Origin of the sequence: Iodobacter fluviatilis, assembly GCF_004194535.1 — a bacterium.
GTDB classification, from domain to species: Bacteria; Pseudomonadota; Gammaproteobacteria; order Burkholderiales; family Chitinibacteraceae; genus Iodobacter; species Iodobacter fluviatilis_A.
Genome location: NZ_CP025781.1, coordinates 3,271,004 through 3,292,988, shown reverse-complemented (window position 1 = coordinate 3,292,988; position 21,985 = coordinate 3,271,004). Strand labels below are relative to the sequence as shown.

General features: G+C 46.5%; 18 protein-coding genes. 9 read left to right on the top strand and 9 right to left on the bottom strand.

Going from position 1 to position 21,985, the window contains the following annotated elements:
• Window positions 1–44: 44 nt before the first annotated feature.
• The gene (locus C1H71_RS14615; RefSeq protein ID WP_130107204.1) at window positions 45–479 is read left to right on the top strand and encodes a hypothetical protein; all 435 of its coding nucleotides are present in this window, start codon (window positions 45–47) and stop codon (window positions 477–479) included.
• A 159-nt stretch (window positions 480–638) separates the two neighbouring features.
• Here C1H71_RS14615 and C1H71_RS14610 read toward each other — a convergent pair whose 3' ends face one another.
• From C1H71_RS14610 to C1H71_RS14590, 5 genes are all read right to left on the bottom strand, one after another.
• Entirely contained in the window at window positions 639–1,661 is a 1,023-nt protein-coding gene (locus C1H71_RS14610; protein ID WP_130107203.1) for a fimbrial protein, read from the bottom strand.
• A 14-nt stretch (window positions 1,662–1,675) separates the two neighbouring features.
• Window positions 1,676–2,230 carry a fimbrial protein gene (locus C1H71_RS14605; RefSeq protein ID WP_130107202.1) on the bottom strand — a complete coding sequence of 185 codons (555 nt, stop codon included), beginning with the start codon at window positions 2,228–2,230 and terminating at the stop codon, window positions 1,676–1,678.
• 143 nt (window positions 2,231–2,373) lie between these two features.
• A complete protein-coding gene (locus C1H71_RS14600; protein ID WP_130107201.1) occupies window positions 2,374–3,111 on the bottom strand; it encodes a fimbria/pilus periplasmic chaperone in 738 nt (245 codons plus the stop codon).
• A 54-nt stretch (window positions 3,112–3,165) separates the two neighbouring features.
• Entirely contained in the window at window positions 3,166–5,670 is a 2,505-nt protein-coding gene (locus C1H71_RS14595; protein WP_188053324.1) for a fimbria/pilus outer membrane usher protein, read from the bottom strand.
• A 460-nt stretch (window positions 5,671–6,130) separates the two neighbouring features.
• Window positions 6,131–6,658, bottom strand: coding sequence for a fimbrial protein (locus C1H71_RS14590; RefSeq protein WP_130107199.1), 528 nt, complete (start codon window positions 6,656–6,658; stop codon window positions 6,131–6,133).
• A gap of 321 nt (window positions 6,659–6,979) precedes the next feature.
• Here C1H71_RS14590 and C1H71_RS20735 point away from each other — a divergent pair, with 321 nt between their 5' ends.
• Window positions 6,980–7,132 carry a hypothetical protein gene (locus tag C1H71_RS20735; protein ID WP_188053322.1) on the top strand — a complete coding sequence of 51 codons (153 nt, stop codon included), beginning with the start codon at window positions 6,980–6,982 and terminating at the stop codon, window positions 7,130–7,132.
• Between the two features lie 39 nt (window positions 7,133–7,171).
• On the opposite strand, the gene glgC is transcribed toward C1H71_RS20735, so the two are convergent.
• The 4 genes from glgC to glgB all read right to left on the bottom strand — a co-directional run bounded on the left by glgC (window position 7,172) and on the right by glgB (window position 15,463).
• On the bottom strand, window positions 7,172–8,440 hold the full coding sequence (gene glgC / locus C1H71_RS14585) for a glucose-1-phosphate adenylyltransferase (protein ID WP_130107198.1): 1,269 nt from the start codon (window positions 8,438–8,440) through the stop codon (window positions 7,172–7,174).
• A gap of 312 nt (window positions 8,441–8,752) precedes the next feature.
• A complete protein-coding gene (locus C1H71_RS14580) occupies window positions 8,753–10,378 on the bottom strand; it encodes an alpha-D-glucose phosphate-specific phosphoglucomutase (protein ID WP_130107197.1) in 1,626 nt (541 codons plus the stop codon).
• Between the two features lie 664 nt (window positions 10,379–11,042).
• Window positions 11,043–13,070 (bottom strand): glycogen debranching protein GlgX, encoded by a 2,028-nt coding sequence (glgX, locus tag C1H71_RS14575; protein WP_130107196.1) that lies wholly within the window; start codon window positions 13,068–13,070, stop codon window positions 11,043–11,045.
• 209 nt (window positions 13,071–13,279) lie between these two features.
• Entirely contained in the window at window positions 13,280–15,463 is a 2,184-nt protein-coding gene (gene glgB, locus C1H71_RS14570) for a 1,4-alpha-glucan branching protein GlgB (RefSeq protein WP_130107195.1), read from the bottom strand.
• A 169-nt stretch (window positions 15,464–15,632) separates the two neighbouring features.
• Between glgB and cysE the strand changes: the two genes are divergently transcribed.
• The 7 genes from cysE to hscA all read left to right on the top strand — a co-directional run bounded on the left by cysE (window position 15,633) and on the right by hscA (window position 21,984).
• On the top strand, window positions 15,633–16,382 hold the full coding sequence (gene cysE / locus C1H71_RS14565; RefSeq protein ID WP_130107194.1) for a serine O-acetyltransferase: 750 nt from the start codon (window positions 15,633–15,635) through the stop codon (window positions 16,380–16,382).
• Between the two features lie 160 nt (window positions 16,383–16,542).
• The gene (gene iscR / locus C1H71_RS14560; protein WP_130107193.1) at window positions 16,543–17,028 is read left to right on the top strand and encodes a Fe-S cluster assembly transcriptional regulator IscR; all 486 of its coding nucleotides are present in this window, start codon (window positions 16,543–16,545) and stop codon (window positions 17,026–17,028) included.
• Entirely contained in the window at window positions 17,025–18,239 is a 1,215-nt protein-coding gene (locus tag C1H71_RS14555; protein ID WP_130107192.1) for an IscS subfamily cysteine desulfurase, read from the top strand. Before iscR ends, C1H71_RS14555 begins: the two co-directional genes overlap by 4 nt.
• A gap of 191 nt (window positions 18,240–18,430) precedes the next feature.
• Window positions 18,431–18,811, top strand: coding sequence for a Fe-S cluster assembly scaffold IscU (gene iscU, locus C1H71_RS14550; RefSeq protein ID WP_130107191.1), 381 nt, complete (start codon window positions 18,431–18,433; stop codon window positions 18,809–18,811).
• 149 nt (window positions 18,812–18,960) lie between these two features.
• Window positions 18,961–19,284: an iron-sulfur cluster assembly protein IscA gene (iscA, locus tag C1H71_RS14545; RefSeq protein ID WP_130107190.1), complete on the top strand. Its 324-nt coding sequence runs from the start codon at window positions 18,961–18,963 to the stop codon at window positions 19,282–19,284.
• A 210-nt stretch (window positions 19,285–19,494) separates the two neighbouring features.
• On the top strand, window positions 19,495–20,043 hold the full coding sequence (hscB, locus tag C1H71_RS14540; protein WP_130107189.1) for a Fe-S protein assembly co-chaperone HscB: 549 nt from the start codon (window positions 19,495–19,497) through the stop codon (window positions 20,041–20,043).
• A 78-nt stretch (window positions 20,044–20,121) separates the two neighbouring features.
• The gene (gene hscA, locus C1H71_RS14535; RefSeq protein WP_130107188.1) at window positions 20,122–21,984 is read left to right on the top strand and encodes a Fe-S protein assembly chaperone HscA; all 1,863 of its coding nucleotides are present in this window, start codon (window positions 20,122–20,124) and stop codon (window positions 21,982–21,984) included.
• Window position 21,985 lies beyond the last annotated feature (1 nt).

Sequence of the window (21,985 nt, the reverse complement as noted above, 5' to 3'; positions counted from 1 at the left end):
CTGCTTGCTCCTTATACCGCGCTTGTGAAATCGTCGGTATTTCTGTGCATAGCTGGCGCTGGCAGGCAGCCGGTGAGGTAATCGCGGATCAGCGGCCATTTGTGGAGCGGAATAATCCAGTAAATAAGCGGAGTGAAACGGAGTATCGGGTGATTTTATCTGTGTGTAACAGCCCGCGTTTTAACAGCGCACCACCCAGCCAGATTGGGCCTATTCTGAGTAATGAAGGACGCTATTTAGATTCTGAATCAGCGATTTACTGCGTGCTACGCAAAGCCAAACTGACCCGCTTTACCACGACCATCCCGAATCAAGTCAGGATGTGCTATATCAGCTCACAGCCAAGTCAGGTAAAATGTGAGTATTACAAGCTGTATATGATCGAAAACTTGTTCAGCCGCTATTTAACGGGCTGGCGAGTGCACGCAGAGGAAACAAGGGTAGATAAAAGCGCCATAAAAAAACGCTATGCCACCTGACACTGCTGGGAGCGGGGGCGTAACAAGGCCAGAAACTGGCGCTGGCAAAGCCAAGTACAACTTAAGCCGAGCCATTGAAGCTAAAATAAACGAGGACTTGCAAGCGGCCTAAATTTAAAAAATATCTCAACCACTTTGACAATTGCCTTGCCACTCCCCCTATGGCGTACTCACCACCAAGGTAGCTGATGCACTAAAAGCGCCCACAGGCAGTTGATCATTGGTAATAGTGCTATTTTTCACCGGCACAAAGGAAACCGAGGTCGATCCAAACCCATTACTGATATAGCTAGTTAGCTTTCGCCCCGGCCTAACCACATTCCGGCTCGCATCCAGCATCGCCACACCTATTTTATTCTTATCAGAACCCAAAGTAGTTTGAATAAAATCCTGATTAAAAGCAGCAGGCGTTGCCAATAATTCTATCCCCACTGGCCCAGTGAAAGCAGATTGACTACACCTAATACTTAAGGGAACCTCAACCGATTTAACTGCCGAATTCGTATCATTCGTAAGTAGATATTTATCTACTTGGCCAAAATCAACATCAATTTGCTCTCCCCCATTAACATCACAGGTATTTGTTACTACGCCAACATCATTGAGCGCATAGAAATTAAAATTAAAATATTGCCCACCATCGTGAGAACTATCCTGCTTCATACGAAAAATAGCAAATAGCTCGCCTTTTTTAATTTTTAGCGCTTCCGAAGGCGTATCACCCACATCAACAAACAAAGACACCGGAAGCGACTTTTTCTCCCCAGGCCCCAATGTAACAATATGAATTTTGCTTGTAAATGGTGGTATATATTTAACGCCCTGTACAATTGCACCCGCACCAGCTCCTGTAAGCCCTCCTCTAAAATCCAGATTATTAAGATATAACGTATCTGTAATACCTGAGTTAGGCACGGTATTAGCACAGAATACCTCATTAAACTTTACAAGTTCATTATAGCCTCCGTGTATTTCAGGGGCCAACTCTACATCCAGGCGCAACTCTGTCTGGCCATTATTATCAACATAATTACCTCGATATTCACACTCAAAAGCAGCTGCGTTCTGAGCATACAAAAAAAATATTAAAGACAAAAAAACTTTACAAAGCATTGAAAAACACGATTTTGAACATTGAGCAGGTACGCGCCCTGAAAAACAAAAAAAAGAAAAGACCGACATACGAACCCTACCTATTATTGATAATATATGACAAGAGTAGAAGTAGCGCTAAATAGCCCCCTCCTAATACTATGATCACTTAATGCTCTGGGTTCCGCCTGAACATACGCTCTTAATTTAATTGTATTATTACCAGGGTTGGCAATTTCAAACCCTGGTGTTTGTTTGTTAAATGATAACGGTGTTTTATCCAGCATCTCTAATCCAATTGCGATACCAGAATTAGCTTCGGTTGTTTTAATTAAACCTGGAAGCTGAGTACTTTCACTGCCTCCAAATAAAAAAGTAACATCCTTCCCAACCATACTTTGACTACATCGAAGTAATTTTATCTCGAATATTTCACCATTTATTCGCTGATTCAAATATAAATCTTTATCTATAATTGTACCAAAATCTACCTCAATATCCCCCTCCAAACTACATGCAGGTGCAACTAACTCCCCACTAATCCTAACATTCGTCATACCTGATGATCCAGCGCGACTTGAATTCATCGATGGCGCAGCGAATACGCTGGCGGAATATAAATAAATACCCCCCATCAACATTATCAACAGATATTTCAATATATATCTCCAATCCGCATAGTCAAATTATTCCAATAATTAATCAAGCCCATACCATGAGTTGAGTATAAATTATTCCATTTCCCACAAAAAAACTTTTTTATTAAAAACAATTGATACAATATGCAAATAATATTAAATATTTATTCTTTCAACTCGGAAACTTTGCATATTCCATTTTCACAATTAAAATAAAGTTGCGGACGCCCACCATAATCATTAATAAAAGTTAAAGCAGGTGAAATACCAACATTTTTTACAGTAACACCACTTAAAATTTTATCGCTTTTGGGCGCCACCATTACGGATAAAAAATCTTTAGAATTTTTTTTAGTGCCTAGTTTTTTTAGATCAATCACCGTAATGTGAAAAGGTGTTGGATTAATTAATTTATAAAAATCCCCTTCTTGAACCAGTGTAACCTCCTTCATTAACTCTTGAATACTTGAAGATTCCATTTCAATGCTTTTAGGTCGATAAAACAATTTAACTTTTGTTTGCAATGCAATTTGCAATACATTGGGCTTATCGCTACGAGGTGGAACTTCACGTAAATTAAAGTAGTAAACAGATTCTCTATCTTGCGGCAATGCTTTTAGCGAAGGCAAAGCGACTACTTTGACTTGGCTTTTACCATTCGCTTCTACCCTCTGAATAGGCGGAACAACAACCAAAGGCTCACTAATTTTCTTTCCATCCTCAGCCTCAATCCAGGCTTGAGCCAGATAAGGAAAAGTCTTATTATTATTACTTACTCCAACACTTACGGATTGTTGACTTTCACTTATAATTACCCGAGTACGATCCATGGTAATCGCAGAATATGAATGAGCACTCAGCACCGCAAGCATACCTAGCACACTTAATTTATTAATCATCATTTTTGCCCTTCTTAATTTATCGTTAACCCATCACAATCACGAAATACCATATTTTTACTTATTATTCATTTTACATTCTAAATTTAAATTAACATTAAACCCCTTACCAAATTCTGCATCTTTCGGCACGATCATTATGCACTGCTCTGAATCACCCCAATTAACCATCATTTGCATTCCCGGATTTAAGCCCGTCAAATAAACACTGCCCCCCTCCCCGACGATAGCCACCTGGCGTTTATCTTTATTCATCACCTGCGCACCAAATGGGGGAGATGTACCGTCATCCAATTTCAACACTGCCATTGCTTTATAGCCCGCTATAACATCCATTTTCTTATAGCCAATAGCCCCTTCAGTTAATGTCATTTGCACCACAGCCCCTGATGCTTCAACATTATCAGGCAATTTATTTAAATCCACTTTTACAGCACTTCGGCTATAGCTATCGACATCACTCACTACTGCATTACCCAATCCATTGGTGAACGTTGCCTTACCATTCCCAAGAACCGGCACATTACTTACACCTCCCGTATCAACCAAGAGACGAGCTCCCCCAAGAGTGGACAAACGATGTAACGCCCCGCCCTCAGCCGTTAATGTCATACCCCCTTGAGCTGACATACCAAGAGATTGATACGCTGAATCCTGAAAGCCTGCATTAACAGAGTAATCACCAATGCTGCCAGTGTGGCGATAATAAGCACCGCCTCTAGCGGTCTGATTTTCTCCATTACCCGCACTAACACGATAGCTACTATTTTCATCCAACCTGCCATAGTAACCAATCGTATTGGTCGAACTTCCATTTGCATAATTAGTATTTAAATCCACACTATTACCATTACCCAGCGGAAAAGAAAAAGACAAATAAACGCCGTTGTTTTCAGTATTATCTCTTATGTTTTTATATATTGATAAATTTACACTGGCATTTTTAATATTACCAATACTAAAAGAATCAGAAACAGATAAATTATAATAATTAGTGGTTTCTCTATCCCAGTATGTTTCTCTATCAAAGCTTATATACGCAGAAAGGCCAGAATCAAATGTCTTATTAAACATCAACCTGTACATATCCTTACCATTACCGCGCGTATCTCCTTCATTCAATCTATTCAAATACTCATTCATATTCATAAATGTTTTGTCAGAAAAACGATAACCAGCAAAAGTTACTTGGCTATTGTATTCATCAAAGCGTTTAGAGTAGCTTAATTTATATGAATTACCAGATATATCCTCTTGCGATACTCCTTTGGCTATAGCATGCGTAGTATCAAAAGAAACTGCACCGAAAGACCAAAGATCCCGTCCTAATCCAAGAGCAAAAGAGCTATACCCATCACCGACTACAGCGCCGCCATATAAAGAAAGGCCGTTACTCACCCCCCAAGAATATTCCCCGGCAGCAAATGTCACACCTTTGTTTTCACGCACATACTCAGTGGCCTGACCTATAGACAAACGATAGCGAACACTCCCTGGGCGACTTAAATACGGAATATTGGCAGTATTCATTTGATACTCACTAATACTCCCATCCTGCTCTTCAATTCGTACATCCAAGGCGCCACTTATCGCTGAGTGCAACTCCTGAATCCGAAAAGGACCTGCAGGTACCGTGGTTTCGTACACTACGCGACCTTGCTCACTTACCGTAACCTTGGCATTTGTTTTTGCAAAGCCGACAATCTCAGGCGCATACCCACGCAAATTAGGAGGCAACATCTTATCTTCAGAATTAATTGACGCGCCCGTAAAGTTAAAACTATCAAATACCATTGACCCAAGTGAACTCTCACCAACTGTCAACTTTGCCCCTAGCTCTGGAATAGGCCGATAAGCGTAAAAACGGGTAAAGCTTGAATCTCGCTGAATATCTCCGCTATAACTACTTTCGTTCGCGGATGCCTGCCAAGCCGCCCTAAATCGCCAAGCATCGTAATTCACACCTAACACACCATTGCCGCTCAACGATTTAGTACTGGATGAGGAGTTCAGATCGCGGCGATACATTCCATTCAGATTATAATCCAGCATTATTCCACCGATACCATCATCCCAACTACTTGGCGGATCCCAATTGTCTACAGTATATTTTTGATAAATATGAGGAACACTCACTTGAACAGTATTTTTCTGCAAATTACCACGTGCTTCAAGCCATGTTAGTTCACTCAAATTCAGACATTGTCCCCCCTCTGACCAAACTAATTTCTGGTTCACTTCTTCTTTAAATTCAAACTGTTTTACCAATTTGGGAGTCAAGCACGGCACGCTCTCTTTAGAACTCTCTTTCGGCACAAAAAAAAGTACCTCCTGCTCTGGAAGCACTCGATCATTAATGCGTACGCCCATGCGATAAATCCCGGGCAAAACAAAACCCGCGGCAGAAAACCGCTCAAGATCAATATTTTCACGATCTTCCAGATCAAGGGCATTAACATTAAACCGAACCTCGGCACTAACCTGAGAATATGCCCCCAAAAAAAATAGTGCCATCAATACCGAATGTCTAATACGTACCTGCTTCACACGAAATGAATCCATTAAATTAACAACCCATCTAAAATCCATTAAAAGAACTGATTACAACCATGCTTCTACAAGTTAGAATAAAAAATCATACATTACAAATATGACGGACAAAAACATCGTATTCGTAATAAATTTTATTTATCTAAACAACATTAAACATTAACTACTAACCACTTATAAAATAAAGCCATGTTGTTGTGAGTTGGCGCTAAAGTTTCAGCCATTTTTTATACTTATTTCACAAGGCAAGAGAATACCCCTCCAACTTGGGAGCATCCCTTCGCCTTTGTGATTAAGCAGTGGTGCTTCTCAGACTTACATCATTCATCCACATTGCGTGTATTTCATTCTCGCCTTTAATATCAAGGGACAATAAACATACAACGTAATTTGAACGAAAAACCGACATTAACGTCAAAACAACCAACACTCAATTAAATACATATATTTTTATTTTATTTTATTTTATTGATTAAGAATACGCCAAAGTCCAAGTCACAAGACTTTCAAATGCACCCGGAACAATCGTATTTTCAGCTGGACTAACAACAGGGAATCCCTCTACCCATGCTCCAAAATTCAAGGTGTTATTGCCTTCGACTATTTTAAGAGTACTGCTTGAATTCGGGGCGATTGGCGAATTGTCAGCATTTGTAAGAACAATACCTGCCTGACTTGTATTACCACTCAATGCAAACCATTCACTTTTACCATTGGCAGCCGCACCGTTAAAAGTAGCTGTTACAGTTGTAGCAGTAGCATCACACTGCAATAATTTGATATTAAAAAACTGCTTAGAACTACTACCGCCTTTTTTTAATTCATTTGCAGACAATAAACCAAAATCCACTTCTTGATTCTGGCTCTCTGGGGCAATTGAGCAAGGCGCATCAATAATAGCGCCCTTAAATTTCACTTCACCATGCCCTTGATCCGCATTTGCAAAAGAAGCTACAGCCAATGTAAGAGAAAGGCCTAAAACAATTTTATTCAACTTCATTTAATAAATCCTTATACTTAACAAAAATAAATAATTAATTTATACAAAGCAACAACCAAGAGAATTGTAAAATCAAACACTCCGATTAATTTAATACACTTTTCAAATAAATAAAAAATGAAATTAATTAATTAGGAATTGCATAATACAAAAACACTCACACGGTGGTCTATGAGACTATTCTTACCGGTCATTTCATCTATGATTAACATCACAATTGTTACATCAAGGGTTTACTCTCGAAGCACCTGAAGCAATGGCGTAACCTCTCCATTCAGGCAAAGGCGGAAATCAGTACGGTGGAACAGGCGCGGGGAAAAAATGCTACATAAACAGGGCAAGCAGCAGGCACAGGAAATTCTGCGTAAAGATAAGATGCTCACTGAGGGGCAAGAGCATCGTTTTACTCTGACTCAAGGTGTAACTTTCCATCAAGGCAAGCTGAAGCCTTTTTATAATAAAAAAGCGTCATAGTTATTTCCGCCTCAGGCCTTTTTAAAAAAACAAAAAACATTATAACTTTGCCAACATTTCCCTCGTTACCAGCACCACGCCACCTTCGGAGCAGTAAAAGCGCTGCTCGTCTTTACTGCGATCCTCGCCAATCACCGTGCCCTCAGGGATTTGACAGCCGCGGTCTATCACGCAGCGGCGCAGGCGGCTGGAGCGGCCTACGGTAACGGAGGGCAAGATCACGGCGGAATCGATGGTGCAAAAAGAATGCAAACGCACTTTAGAAAACAGCACCGAGTTATTCACTAAGGAGCCAGAAACAATGCAGCCGCCAGAGACAAGCGAATTTAAAGTCATGCCGTGGCTGCCATTGATATCTTGCACAAATTTAGCGGGGGAAAGCTGCTCTTGGTGCGTCCATATTGGCCAGTTTTTATCGTAAATGTCCAAATCAGGCAGTACCGATGCCAAATCTAAATTGGCCTCCCAATAGGCATCCACCGTACCCACATCGCGCCAATAGGGTGGCGAATGGGGATCGCTAGAAACACAAGATGCACTAAAGGGATGCGCCAAGGCGCGGCCTTCAGCCACAATGCGCGGAATAATATCTTTGCCAAAATCGTGGGTGGATTCTTCATCGGCCAAATCTTCGGCCAGCATACGGTTAATATAATCAGCATTAAAAACATAAACGCCCATCGATGCCAAAGCTTTATCACTTTTATTAGGCATGCAGGGCGGATCGGTGGGTTTTTCAATAAAGGCGGTTATTTTTCTATTTTCATCCACCGCCATTACACCAAAGGCAGAGGCTTCTACTCGGTCAACTTCGATGCAGGCAATGGTGCACGCTGCATCGTTTTCTACATGATCAAGCAGCATGCGGGAATAATCCATTTTATAGATATGGTCCCCCGCTAATATCACCACATATTGCGCTCTATAGCTGCGGATAATATCTAGATTTTGAAATACCGCATCGGCCGTGCCGCGATACCAATGCTCTTCGTCCACCCTTTGCTGCGCGGGCAAAAGGTCAATAAACTCATTCATTTCATTGCGCAAAAAGGACCAGCCACGCTGCAAATGCCGTAATAAGCTATGAGATTTATATTGGGTAATCACGCCAATTCGGCGAATTCCCGAATTTAAACAATTAGACAGGGCAAAATCAATAATCCGGTATTTGCCACCAAAATGCACCGCAGGCTTGGCGCGATGATTGGTTAAGTCTTTTAAACGAGAGCCTCGGCCTCCTGCCAAAACCAGCGCAACGGCTTGATTAGGGAGTTGACGCGCCAAAACTAGCTTATCGATTGCTTCCATCTCACCACTCCCATAGATAAACCTACCTCTATAGATATTAAGCAAGCTTGGAGCTAATTTCCCAGAAAGTTAGTGATTTAAACAATTTATATTTTAATTATAAAAATGAGCACCTAATGAAGTGCTCATTTTTATATACGCAAGAAATTTAACGCCTTAAGGATAGGGGGCGAAATAAATCCCGAAATGGCTCACCCATTTTAATCGTCATTCCCGAGTGCTTTTGTCGGGAATCCAGTGGCTCTGCTGGATCCCCGATAAATACCTTCGGGGATCACGGGCCTATCAACTTGGGAGGTCATGTGAGCCGTCCTAAGTCACAACGGTAGGCTGCGCCATTCCTGTAAATGCCGTAATTTTTGCTAATTCTCGTGAAATATCAATCAAGCCCGCTAAAGCAAGCTGTGCCTCCACGCCATCCTGAGTGACATCTGCCTGATATTTTTCCAAGTAAACCCTGAGCGTTGCCCCAGCCGTACCGGTGCCTGAAAGCCGGTAAATAATTCGGTCACCGTTGGCAAAAATAATCCGCACGCCTTGCTTGGCGCTGTGCGAGCCATCGACTGGATCATCGTAAGCAAAATCATCGGCAAGATGAATTTCTTGCCCACCTAGCGTTTGTCCAACTAACTCAGGCAGCTGTGAGCGTAGTGCGGCCATTAACTGCTCGGCAGATTCACTAGCAATGCCTTCAAAATCATGGCGGGAATAAATATGCCTGCCAAAACGTGCCCAATGCGCGGTGATGATTTCTTCAACCGATTTGCCCGTGACCGCCAGCAGATTCAGCCAGAACAATACCGCCCACACGCCGTCTTTTTCCCGCACATGATCCGAACCTGTGCCATAGCTTTCCTCGCCGCAGAGCGTGACCTTGCCCGCATCAAGCAAATTGCCAAAAAATTTCCAGCCGGTTGGCGTTTCATAGCAGGCGATACCCAGTGCTTTGGCTACGGCATCCACCGCTGCAGAGGTTGGCATGGATCTAGCCACTCCGACCAAGCCTTTGCGATAACCCGGAACCAAAGTAGCGTTCGCGGCCAATACGGCCAAGCTATCCGATGGCGTTACCACAAAGTTGCGGCCCAGCACCATATTCCGATCCGCATCGCCATCACTGGCCGCGCCAAAGTCTGGTGCATTGGCTGCCGACATCGCGGCAATCAGCGCCGTTGCATGGGCGGGATTAGGGTCTGGATGATGGCCGCCAAAGTCTTCCAGCGGCACACCATTCACCACCGTGCCGCACGGCGCGGCGAGCAGGCCTTCGATAATCTCAACAGCATAAGGGCCAGCCACTGCCGACATGGCATCAAATTGCATGCGCTTGCCCGCAGCAAACCATGCGCGGATGGCATCAAAATCAAATAAATCCTGCATCAGTACGGCGTAATCAGCCACCGGATCGATGATCTCCACCGCCATACCTGCCACGCTAAAGCTGCCTAATACGTCTAAATCTAAATCAGCCGCATCGCTGATCTGGTATTGGCTGATGCGGGTGGTGTGCTGGTAAATGGCTTCAGTGATTTTTTCTGCTGCGGGGCCGCCGTTATCGGTATTGTATTTAATGCCAAAATCGCCATCTGCTCCGCCTGGGTTATGGGACGCTGATAAAACAATCCCGCCTGTGGCCGCGTATTTACGAATCACGCTGCTCGCCGCTGGGGTGGATAAAATACCGCCCCGCCCGAGGATCACCTGAGCGACGCCATTAGCCGCTGCCATTTTCAAAATAATCTGCACCGCCACACGATTATAAAAACGCCCGTCCCCACCCAACACCAAGGTTCCGCCCTTGAGTGCAGGCACAGCATCAAAAATGGCTTGGACAAAGTTTTCTAAATAATGCGGCTGTTGAAATACGGTGACTTTCTTGCGCAAACCCGAAGTGCCGGGGCGTTGACCAGCGATAGGCTGTGTGTGGATGACTTTCAAACGGTGTTCCTTATTAAAATCAATGGGTGATTTGGCGGGGAAACCCGCTCTTGAACCACGGAGAACGCGGAGTTTCACGGAGAAAAGCAATTGAGCAGCTACGGGATGCTTCGCTGTTCGTACTTATGAGCTAGTTAAATTTGGTTTTACCTTTGCCAACTACAAAAAAACATAATGACCGCGCTCTTTGCACGGGGCTTTAGAGTCCCCTTGAAACACGCCAAAGCGAGGAACAAGCAGGACGGGGGATCGCTTGTGAAGGAGGATCCAGCCAATCCCGCCCGCCGCCGACTCGATTGTCCGCAGCGCAAGAGCCTTCGTGTTTCGTGTGGTCGCCTTCTTTGCGTTCTAGCAGCCTGTCAGACTTAAGACTGGTCTACTACGGAAAAGCCGGATTTGGCCATATTTCACGCATTTTCTCGTTGAATAGCCAGCTATTCGCCTCAAAAACCCGCGAAATCTGTCTCAAACCGGTCTTTCCCTCGCTACGATCACTTAAGTCAGACAGGCTGCTAGGATTTCTGGCGAAACAGAAATCAAATACTTCGCGGAGGACTCCCGCACCGAAATAAACGTGCCGAAGGCACTAAAAAGATCTTTTTGACCTTACTTGGGCCAGTAGATATGAACCACGAAGCGTTTCATATCTACGAACAAATTACATTCAACTACTCTCCAAAATCGTCACACTCCTTGCGGCAACTCGGCAATCGTGGGGGTTGATTGCTGATTCCGCATCTCCCGTACTAGCTAGTCTCAGGCACCACATCCCTGCGGGCAATCTGAAATGCACCTGATGCGCCGAGGCATTAATCATGATGAGTAAGCGGCCATCCAGCTGAATCATCATCGCCCGCCCGCCTGCATCCTGCCAATCGTGCGAATGCAGCGGTGCGCCAGAGGGATTTAGCCACTCCACATCAGCCCTACCCCATTCATCATGAATGCCCGTCCACCAGCGGCCAGAAATCAGTACCGCACAGGATTTACGAATTGCGATGAGCTCCCCTACATATTCAGCAAGGCCAGGCTCGGCTTTTTCCCAATTCAGCCAGTTTATTTCATTATCCTGACAATAAGCATTGTTATTACCCTGCTGAGTATGCCCTAGCTCGTCTCCAGCCAAAAACATCGGCGTACCCTGCGCCAGCAAAACGGTTGCCAGCATAGCTTTCAAGCTGCGTAATCGCAAGATATTAACCCCCGCATCTTTGCTTGGGCCTTCCTCGCCGCAATTCCAGCTCAGGTTATGGTTATGCCCGTCCCGATTGTGTTCTTTATTCGCCTGATTATGCTTATGATTATATGAAACCATGTCACGCAAATTAAACCCATCGTGTGCGCAAATAAAATTCACCACCGAAACCGGCCGTCGACCCTGCCTATGGAATGAATCACTGGATGCCGCAAAACGCTGGGCAAATAAGGCACGGTGTACGCCATCATGCAGCCAGAATTTGCGCATCACATCGCGAAACTGATCTGACCATTCCACCCAGCCATTTGGAAAGTGCCCTAATTGATAGCCACCATTACCAATATCCCAAGGCTCGGCAATGAGTTTTACACCAGATAAGAGTGGGTCTTGCTGAATTGCAATAAAAAACGGGGCTTGCGGGCTAAAATGATGATCGACCCGCCCTAAAATTGGCGCTAGATCAAATCTAAACCCATCCACATGGCATTGACTCACCCAATAGCGCAGGCTATCCATCACCATTTGCAATACGCGAGGGTGGCTTAAATTAAGGACATTGCCACAACCCGTCCAGTTTTCGTACTGATCTAATTGGCCCGTTCTTAATACATAGTAATTAGCGTTATCTATGCCACGCCAAGATAAAGTTGGGCCCATGTCGCTAGATTCAGCGGTATGGTTAAATACCACATCGAGTAATACTTCAATTCCCACGGCATGCAATGCTTTTACCATATCTCTGAATTCAGACAATGGCGTAGTACCTTCCCGCCCAGACCAATAATGCGTTTCCGGTGCGAAAAATCCTAAACTGTTATAACCCCAATAATTACTTAATCCTTGTCTTAATAAATGCGATTCATCAATAAAAAAATGCACTGGCAGTAATTCAATAGCAGTAATGCCAATTTTTTTTAGATGTGCTAATACCGCAGGATGAGCCAGCCCTGCGTAGCTGCCTCGGATATCCTCTGGCACATCGGGGTGCAGCATAGTCATGCCGCGCACATGCGCCTCGTATACCACCGTTTCTACCCAAGGGATACGTGGCGCTTTTTCACTCCCCCAATCGTAGAGCTCGGCAACCACCTTGCCTTTTAACGCAATCGCCGCATTATCAATGGGGTCTAGCAGCGCTGGCTGGTCTTCTTGATAACCAAAGCTGCGTGGGTCATTAGTAAACTCACCCACAATGGCGCGGGCATAAGGGTCTAGCAATACTTTATTTGGATTAAAACGGTGGCCTTGCTGCGGCGCATAAGGCCCGTGCACGCGGTAGCCATACACCAGCCCAGCAGGGGCATCGGGCAGATAGCCATGCCAGATACTGTTGCTGCATTCGGTCAGCTCAAAACGCGCGGCTTCATTAACACCCGATGCATCAAACAGGCATAGCTCAACACGCGTGGCATACTCTGAAAACAAAGCAAAATTAACACCATCACCATCAAAGGTTGCCCCTAGCGGATACGGCGTACCTTCTTCTAGCTTCATAAAGTGTTTCCTTTGCTATTCCACCACAAAAAAACTCAGATCCTGAAACACAGGGGACACGGAGCTCCACGAAGAAAACCTCAAACTGATAAATTTCTACTTTATAGAATCACTTATTTAGCAATAAATCCATTCTTTCTTTATTAAAATAAAAAGCTTTTTATTTTTTTACCCGCTTAAAAATCCATACTCTCTGGGTTTTATTTGGTTCAATATTCAGTTTTGTCACCTAGCCACTTTAAATAAAGGGTTGCTAGTGGCGGGATGGTGATGGATATGGATTGGGGATATTGGTGGCTGGCAATATTATCTGTTTGGCACTCTCTATTCCCCACATTGCTGCCTTGATAATAAGTTGAATCGGTATTAATGATTTCAATATAGCGCCCCGCTAGCGGAACACCTATACGATATGTGTGGCGCACTTCAGGTGTAAAATTACTGATTACCAATACAAAGTCATTTGAATCCGCTGCGTGGCGAGTAAAAACAAAGACCGAATTAAGCGCATCATCGCCAACAATCCACTTAAACCCACTTGGCGAAGAATCCATTTCATATAAAGCGGGCTGGTCTTGATAGCTTTGATTTAAATCCCGTACCAATGCTTGCACTCCGCGATGCCACGCTGATTCTAACAAATGCCAATCCAAACTATGCAGATGCGACCATTCCCTTATTTGCCCCCATTCCGAGCCCATAAATAATAATTTTTTACCCGGATGCGCCCACATAAAGGCGTAATAAGCGCGCAAATTAGCAAACTGCTGCCAAGTATCCCCAGGCATGCGGCTCAGTATCGAACCCTTGCCGTGCACCACTTCATCATGCGATAGCGGTAAAACAAACTCCTCATCAAATACATACATCAGGCTAAAGGTCATCTGATTATGGTGGTGCTGGCGATAAATAGGATCGATATGCATATAGCTGAGGCTATCGTGCATCCAGCCCATATTCCATTTGTAGTTAAAGCCTAGCCCACCCTGTTTTGCCGCCCGTGTCACGCGAGGAAAAGAGGTGGATTCCTCAGCAAAAGTCACGGCATGCGGGCATTCACTGGCCAGAATTTCGCTCATTTCTCGCAAAAAGGCGATGGCTTCAAGGTTTTCTCTGCCACCAAACTCATTAGGCAGCCACTGCCCCGCTGGGCGCGAGTAATCGCGGTAAAGCATTGAGGCCACTGCATCTACTCGCAGGCCATCCACCCCAAAACGCTCTATCCAATAGAGGGCATTGCCGATCAAATAATTTTTAACTTCATTGCGGCCATAGTTATAAATCAGCGTTTTCCAATCATGATGAAAGCCTTCACGCGGATCGCTGTGCTCAAACAAGGGCGTGCCATCAAATTGAGCTAAACCAAAGCTATCGCATGGAAAATGCCCCGGCACCCAATCAAGCAGCACGCCCAGATCCATAGCATGCGCAGCCCGCACAAAATAGCTAAAGTCCGCCGCCGTGCCAAAACGTGCCGTCGGCGCATATAGGCCCAGCGGCTGATACCCCCATGAGCCATCAAAGGGAAACTCACTAATCGGCAGCAGCTCTATATGGGTAAAGCCTAGATCTTTCACATAAGGCAGCAATTGCGCGGCCAGCTCATGCCAGTTTAAGCTGCGCTGGCCCTCTTCTGGCACACAGCGCCAAGAGGCCAAATGCACTTCGTAAATAGCGATGGGGTTGTGATTAGCAGCCTCGCGCCCCATAAACTCAATCACTTTGCTAGGGCAACCAGCAACCACAGACGCGGTGCCAGGGCGCAGCTCAGCGGCAAAAGCATAAGGATCGGCTTTTAGATTGCGCACGCCATCCATGCCCAGAATTTCAAATTTATAACACGCGCCCAGCGACACGGCAGGCAGAAAAATTTCCCATACCCCACACTCTTGGCGTAAACGCATGCCGTGGCGACGCCCATCCCAGCCATTAAAATCCCCCACCACCGCCACCCGCTGGGCGTTCGGTGCCCAAACGGCAAAAACCACGCCATCGATCCCGTCAATTTGCTGCGGATGCGCACCCAGCTTTTCAAACGGGCGATGATGCGTGCCCTCTGCCAATAGCCATACATCCATTTCGCCCAAGATAGGCGCAAAACAATAGGGATCATCCAGCAGCACTTCCTGCTCGCCCCAGCTCACCGCCAGTTGGTAAGTAAATGGCTTCTTGCGCCGAGGAATGGTTCCGGCAAATAAGCCGCGAGCATCAATCAGGGTTAAGGCCGCAAGGCGGCGGCCCGAAGCTTGCTCTATCACGATACAAGCGGTGGCATCGGGCAAAAAAGCACGCACACTGAGTGCGCCATCAGCGTGCATTCCCAGTGCGGCAAAAGAATCGCCGTAGCCAGCGGTGCAAATGGCTTCAATTGTCCCGATATCCAGCAAGTTCATAGAGGGCTGCTCATTTAAATACAACGTATTTATAAATTGCTTTCATTAAAAATAAGCCACCGCTTGCGGTTTCGCTGCTTTTTGTCAAGCTTAGTCACAGATGTAAGCATTCCCCTTCGGCCATAAAGTCGAGTAAAATACTCAACTTTGCTAACTTAGCGGCCCTCCTATGCTTGCTCGTCTGCGTGAAAATATCGCTGTGGTCTTCGACCGCGACCCTGCCGCCCGAAATATCTGGGAAGTGGTCTGCTGTTACCCGGGTTTTCATGCTTTATCCCTGCACTTGGTGGCCAATGGCCTGTGGCTGCGGGATTGCAAGCTGCTTGCGCGTATGGTGTCGCACTTTTCGCGCTTTATTACCGGCATCGAAATTCACCCTGGCGCAACGATTGGCCGTCGTGTATTTATCGATCACGGCATGGGCATTGTGATTGGTGAAACCGCTGAGATTGGCGATGACTGCACGCTTTACCACGGCGTAACGTTGGGCGGGACCTCTTGGAATCAAGGTAAGCGCCACCCAACCTTAGAGCGCGGGGTGATTGTTGGGGCTGGGGCAAAAATTCTTGGCCCGATTACCGTACATGAAGGCGGCAAAGTGGGCTCTAATGCGGTGCTAGTCAAAGATGTACCAGCCAACGCCACCGCGGTCGGCATCCCCGCCAGAATCATTGAGGAAGTGGATAAAACCCGCAAAGCCAAGGCTGAACAAATGGGCTTTTCTGCCTATGGTATTTCTGCCGACATGAATGACCCTATCGTCAAAGCCATACACGGCATGATCGATCACTCGGTGACCACTGATAAACGCATCGAAGCCATTCTTGTCAAGCTTGAGCAGCTGGGATTGAACTGCGAAGCAGAAAGAGCCGAAGGTGATCAGTTTGACCCAAGCTATCTCAATCGGATTGTGGATTAAATGCTAGGCAACGGGAGCTATGAGTGGGGAGTCGAAACAGATCTCCACTCACTACTCCCACATATAAGCCACCTACTCCCAACTCACTACTCCCCGCCTTATTAATACTTGACTAAATCACTCTGGTATTTTACGATTGGCCTGTAATGAGAGGAAAACCATGCGACTGACCACCAAAGGCCGTTTTGCTGTAACGGCAATGCTAGACCTTGCACTGCGAGAATCCGCAGGGCCAGTAACGCTCTCCGGCATCAGCGATCGCCAGCATATTTCGCTGTCTTATTTAGAGCAGCTATTTGGAAAGCTACGCCGCCGTGAGCTGGTAGACAGCGTGCGCGGCCCAGGCGGCGGCTATTGCCTAGCCAAAAACGCCAGCCTGATTACGGTTGCCGATATTATTTTAGCCGTGGACGAGCCATTAGACGCCACCCAATGTGGCGGCAAGGAAAACTGCCATGATGAGGGCCGATGTATGACACACGACCTCTGGGCGAGCCTCAACAGTACGATCTTTGACTACCTAGCCTCCATCACTTTGGCGCAATTAATAGACAAACATCAAGCCAAGCAAAAACGCTGCACTGACAGCATTTTACTCGGCAGCATCAAGCCTTCTCGTATTGAATCTGGAGTCACCGCAAAATGAGCGCAAACAAACCTATCTATCTTGACTACTCTGCCACCACACCGGTTGATCCACGCGTTGCGGCCAAGATGATTCCCTGTTTAACCGAGCACTTCGGCAACCCAGCTTCACGCTCGCACGCCTTTGGCTGGGAAGCAGAAGCCGCAGTAGAAGAAGCGCGTGAGCAGGTTGCAGCGCTAGTGAATTGCGATCCAAAAGAAATCGTCTGGACCTCCGGCGCCACCGAATCCAACAACTTGGCCTTAAAAGGTGCAGCGCACTTTTACCAAGCCAAGGGCAAGCATTTAATTACCGTAAAAACAGAACACAAAGCCATTCTGGACACCATGCGCGAGCTGGAACGCGAAGGTTTTGAGGTCACTTATTTAGATGTAAAAGACGACGGTTTACTGGATTTAAACGTACTAAAAGCAGCGATTCGCCCAGATACCATTCTGATCTCGGTGATGTTTGTGAATAACGAAATCGGCGTGATTCAAGATATCCCCGCCATTGGCGAATTATGCCGTGAAAAAGGCATTATTTTCCACGTAGATGCAGCACAAGCGACCGGCAAAGTAGCGATTGATTTGGCCGCACTTAAAGTCGATTTAATGAGCTTTTCTGCACACAAAACTTACGGCCCTAAGGGCATTGGCGCGCTGTATATCCGCCGCAAGCCACGTATCCGTTTAGAAGCACAGATGCACGGTGGCGGCCATGAGCGAGGGTTTCGCTCTGGCACACTGGCTACACATCAAATTGTGGGTATGGGCGAAGCCTTCCATATCGCCAAAGAAGATATGGGTACCGAGCTGGAACGCATGCGTATGCTGCGTGACCGCCTGTGGGCTGGTTTATCTGATATCGAAGAAGTGCACCTTAACGGCGATATGAAGCAACGCGTTCCGCATAATCTGAATGTGAGCTTTAACTATGTAGAAGGCGAATCGCTGGTCATGGCGCTGAAAGAACTGGCGGTATCCAGTGGCTCTGCGTGTACATCGGCGTCTTTAGAGCCGTCTTATGTATTGCGCGCCCTTGGCCGCTCGGATGAACTGGCCCATTCGTCGATTCGCTTCACCATTGGCCGCTTTAATACCGTAGAAGAAATCGACTTTGCGATTGCTTTAATTCGCAGCAAAATCGGCAAACTGCGCGAGCTGTCGCCGCTTTGGGATATGTACAAAGAGGGGATCGATATCTCCACCATCGAATGGGCTGCCCACTAAATTTAGCGTGCCTCGTAGCCCTGTGCGGCGTTGCAAAGCCCCTCGTTTACAAAAGTAAACGTCGTGATTTTGCGCCTTGCCCAGAACTGCGATCCACACTAAATGCAGTCTTATAGATAAGTTTAAAGCATGACGTAGGTTGGTTGGGTTACGCACCTACGAACCACAGAAACAATAAAGAGGCACACAAAATGGCATACAGCGAACAAGTTCTAGACCACTATGAAAACCCACGTAATGTTGGCGCGTTTGAGAAAGGCGACGATAGCGTAGGTACGGGCATGGTTGGCGCTCCAGCCTGTGGCGACGTAATGAAGCTGCAGATCAAGGTAGGTGCAGACGGTATTATTGAAGACGCTAAGTTTAAAACTTACGGCTGTGGCTCGGCGATTGCATCGTCTTCCCTCGTTACCGAATGGGTAAAGGGCAAGACGCTAGAGCAAGCTTTGAGCATTAAAAACACCCACATCGCGGAAGAGTTAGCGCTGCCGCCGGTTAAAATTCACTGCTCTATCTTGGCAGAAGACGCTATTAAAGCGGCAGTAGCAGATTACAAAACTAAGCACGGTTAAATTGATCAAGGCGGGGCTTTAGCCCAATCTTATCAACTTAAAAATGAAAACAATTGTAGGGTGGGCAAAGGCGGTTTATCTTACCCTGGTGGATATACAGGGCAAATAAAATGCCCCTCCCCCACCCTAAGAATGCAACGAGACAAAAAATGGCTCTTACATTAAGCGAAAGTGCAGCAACCCATATTTCTAACTTTCTGGCAAAACGCGGCAAGGGCCTTGGCGTGCGCTTGGCAGTGAAGACTTCGGGCTGTTCCGGCATGGCGTATAAGCTTGAATTTGTTGACGTTGCTAACGAGACAGACTTGGCGTTTGAAAGCTTTGGGGTAAAGATATTTACCGACAGCAAATCGCTGGCCTACTTAGACGGCACCGAGCTGGATTTCACCAAAGAAGGCCTCAATGAAGGGTTTAAGTTTAATAACCCAAATGTGAAGAACGAATGTGGCTGTGGCGAAAGCTTTAACGTGTAGCAACAAGGCTTAAGCTATGCAAAAAAGGCCCTGATCTTAAACCACTAAGAAAATGGAGGATGCGGCGTCTCACTGAGAAAACTTTTAGGCTCGTTCTCTAATTTTTTTTGCTTTTCTCTGTGCAACTCCATGTTCTCATGTGCCCTCCATGATTGAAGATTTGGGTTTTAAAAGCAACATTTCACTCCCTTCTCCCCCGCTAGAAACGCCATGAACTTCGACTTTACTCAGTTTGACTTTGCCCAAAGCCACTTCCAGCTTTTCAGCCTACCCGCTCAGTTTGCCCTGGATCAGCGCACGCTTGATAGCAATTACCGCACGCTACTGGCTCAATACCATCCTGACCGCTTTGCTAGCGAAAGCGATGCGATACGCCGCATCAGTTTGCAAATCGCCACCCAAGTGAATGAAGCGTATCAAACCTTAAAATCACCCATTGCACGTGGTCGCTACTTATTAAAGCTAGCAGGGGTAGATACTCAGGAAGAAAGCAACACCGCCATGCCGATCGATTTTTTAATGAATCAGATGGAGTGGCGCGAAGCTATTTCTGATGCAAAATCCACACAAAATATTGATCGCCTCGAAGCCATCGGCCGCGAGCTAGCACTTGAAACCAGCGCGCTGGAGCAGCATCTAGCCAGCTTACTTGATGAAACCCATAATTTAAGCGCAGCCACCGTGGCCGTGCGTAAATTACGCTTTATGGAAAAACTAGAGCAGGAAATTGGCGACGCGATTGAAACATTGCTGTTTTGATCTGATAAGGGCACCACATGACGTGCCATACCCTTTGTTTTAATAAAACCGCCAATCAAACGCTCTCACGGATAAAACATGGCCTTACTACAAATTTCTGAGCCTGGTATGTTTGCCGAGCCACATCAACACCGACTTGCAGTAGGCATTGATCTCGGCACCACCAATTCTCTTGTTGCAGCAGTAAAAAGCGGTAGCGCCGCCTGTTTGCCCGATGAGCAAGGCCGCACGCTATTGGCCTCGGTGGTGAACTACGGCAAGGATGGCACAACCCGTGTTGGCAGCAGCGCCATTGCCTGCCAAAATGATGATCCAAGCAACACCATTAGCTCGGTCAAACGTTTTATGGGCCGTGGCATCAATGATATTGCCGATTTGGCTACGCCTTACCGTTTTGTTGACGAGCCTGGCATGCTCAAAATATCCACCCGTGCAGGGGTAAAAAGCCCCGTTGAAGTCTCTGCCGATATTCTGCGTACGCTCAAAACCCGCGCCGAACAAAGCTTGGGCGGCGATTTAGTCGGTGCCGTGATCACCGTACCGGCCTATTTTGATGATGCGCAACGCCAAGCCACCAAAGACGCCGCACGCATCGCGGGCCTCAATGTGCTGCGTTTACTTAATGAACCCACCGCCGCAGCCATTGCCTATGGCCTTGATAATGGCAGCGAAGGCACTTACGTTATCTACGATTTAGGTGGCGGCACCTTTGATGTATCCATCCTAGAGCTGACTCGTGGCTTATTTGAAGTGCGTGCGACATCAGGGGATTCTAGGCTAGGGGGCGATGATTTTGATCACCGTATTTACTGCTGGATTTTGCAAGAAGCAGGTTTATCCGCACTCAACGCCCATGACGCCCGAGTGCTGCTGACCCGCGCCCGCGAAGCGAAAGAAGCACTTTCTGAGCACCCCACTACACGCATCACGGCAGTGCTGAGCGAAGGCGTGGTAGTCGATGTGGCACTAAACACTGAAACCCTACATGAAATCACCCATACCTTAGTCAGCAACACCATCACACCAGTACGCAAAGCCTTACGCGATGCCAAGCTGCAAGTCAATGACATCAAGGGTGTAGTCATGGTGGGTGGCGCTACCCGCATGCCGCAAATCCGCCATGCCGTCGCTGATTTTTTTAAGCAAGAACCCCTCACTAATCTAGACCCCGATAAAGTCGTCGCCATTGGTGCGGCCATCCAAGCCAATGTATTGGCAGGTAATAAGGGTGATGATGAATGGCTACTATTAGATGTGATCCCACTCTCGCTGGGCTTGGAAACCATGGGTAATCTAGTTGAAAAAATCATCCCAAGAAACAGCACCATCCCTACCGCCCGCGCGCAAGAATTCACCACCTTTAAAGATGGTCAAACGGCGATGGCGATTCATGTATTGCAAGGTGAGCGTGAGCTAGTCAGCGATTGCCGCAGCCTAGCGCGTTTTGAATTACGTGGCATCCCACCCATGGTGGCAGGCGCAGCGCGCATTCGCGTCAGCTTTCAAGTTGATGCCGATGGATTATTATCGGTTGCTGCCAAAGAACTCTCGTCCGGCGTTGAGGCCAGCATCATGGTTAAGCCCTCTTACGGCCTATCTGATGATGAAATCAGCAGCATGCTGAGCGATTCCATGCAAAATGCCAACGCCGATGTACAAGCACGTAAGCTCGCTGAAGCACTAGTGGACGCCAACTCGATTCTAAACGCCACCCAAGCAGCACTTACCAGTGATGCTGAGTTGCTCAACGCGCAAGAGCTCAGCAACATTGAAAACAGCTTAGCCACGCTGCAAGTAAGCATGCAAGCCTTAGATGCCAACGCCATTCATGCCGCTACCGAAAAACTGAATGAAATCACCGGTGATTTTGCCGCCAAACGGATGGATGCAGCCGTTAAACGCGGGCTAGCTGGCCAGAATATTGCAGACTTTAAGGATTAAT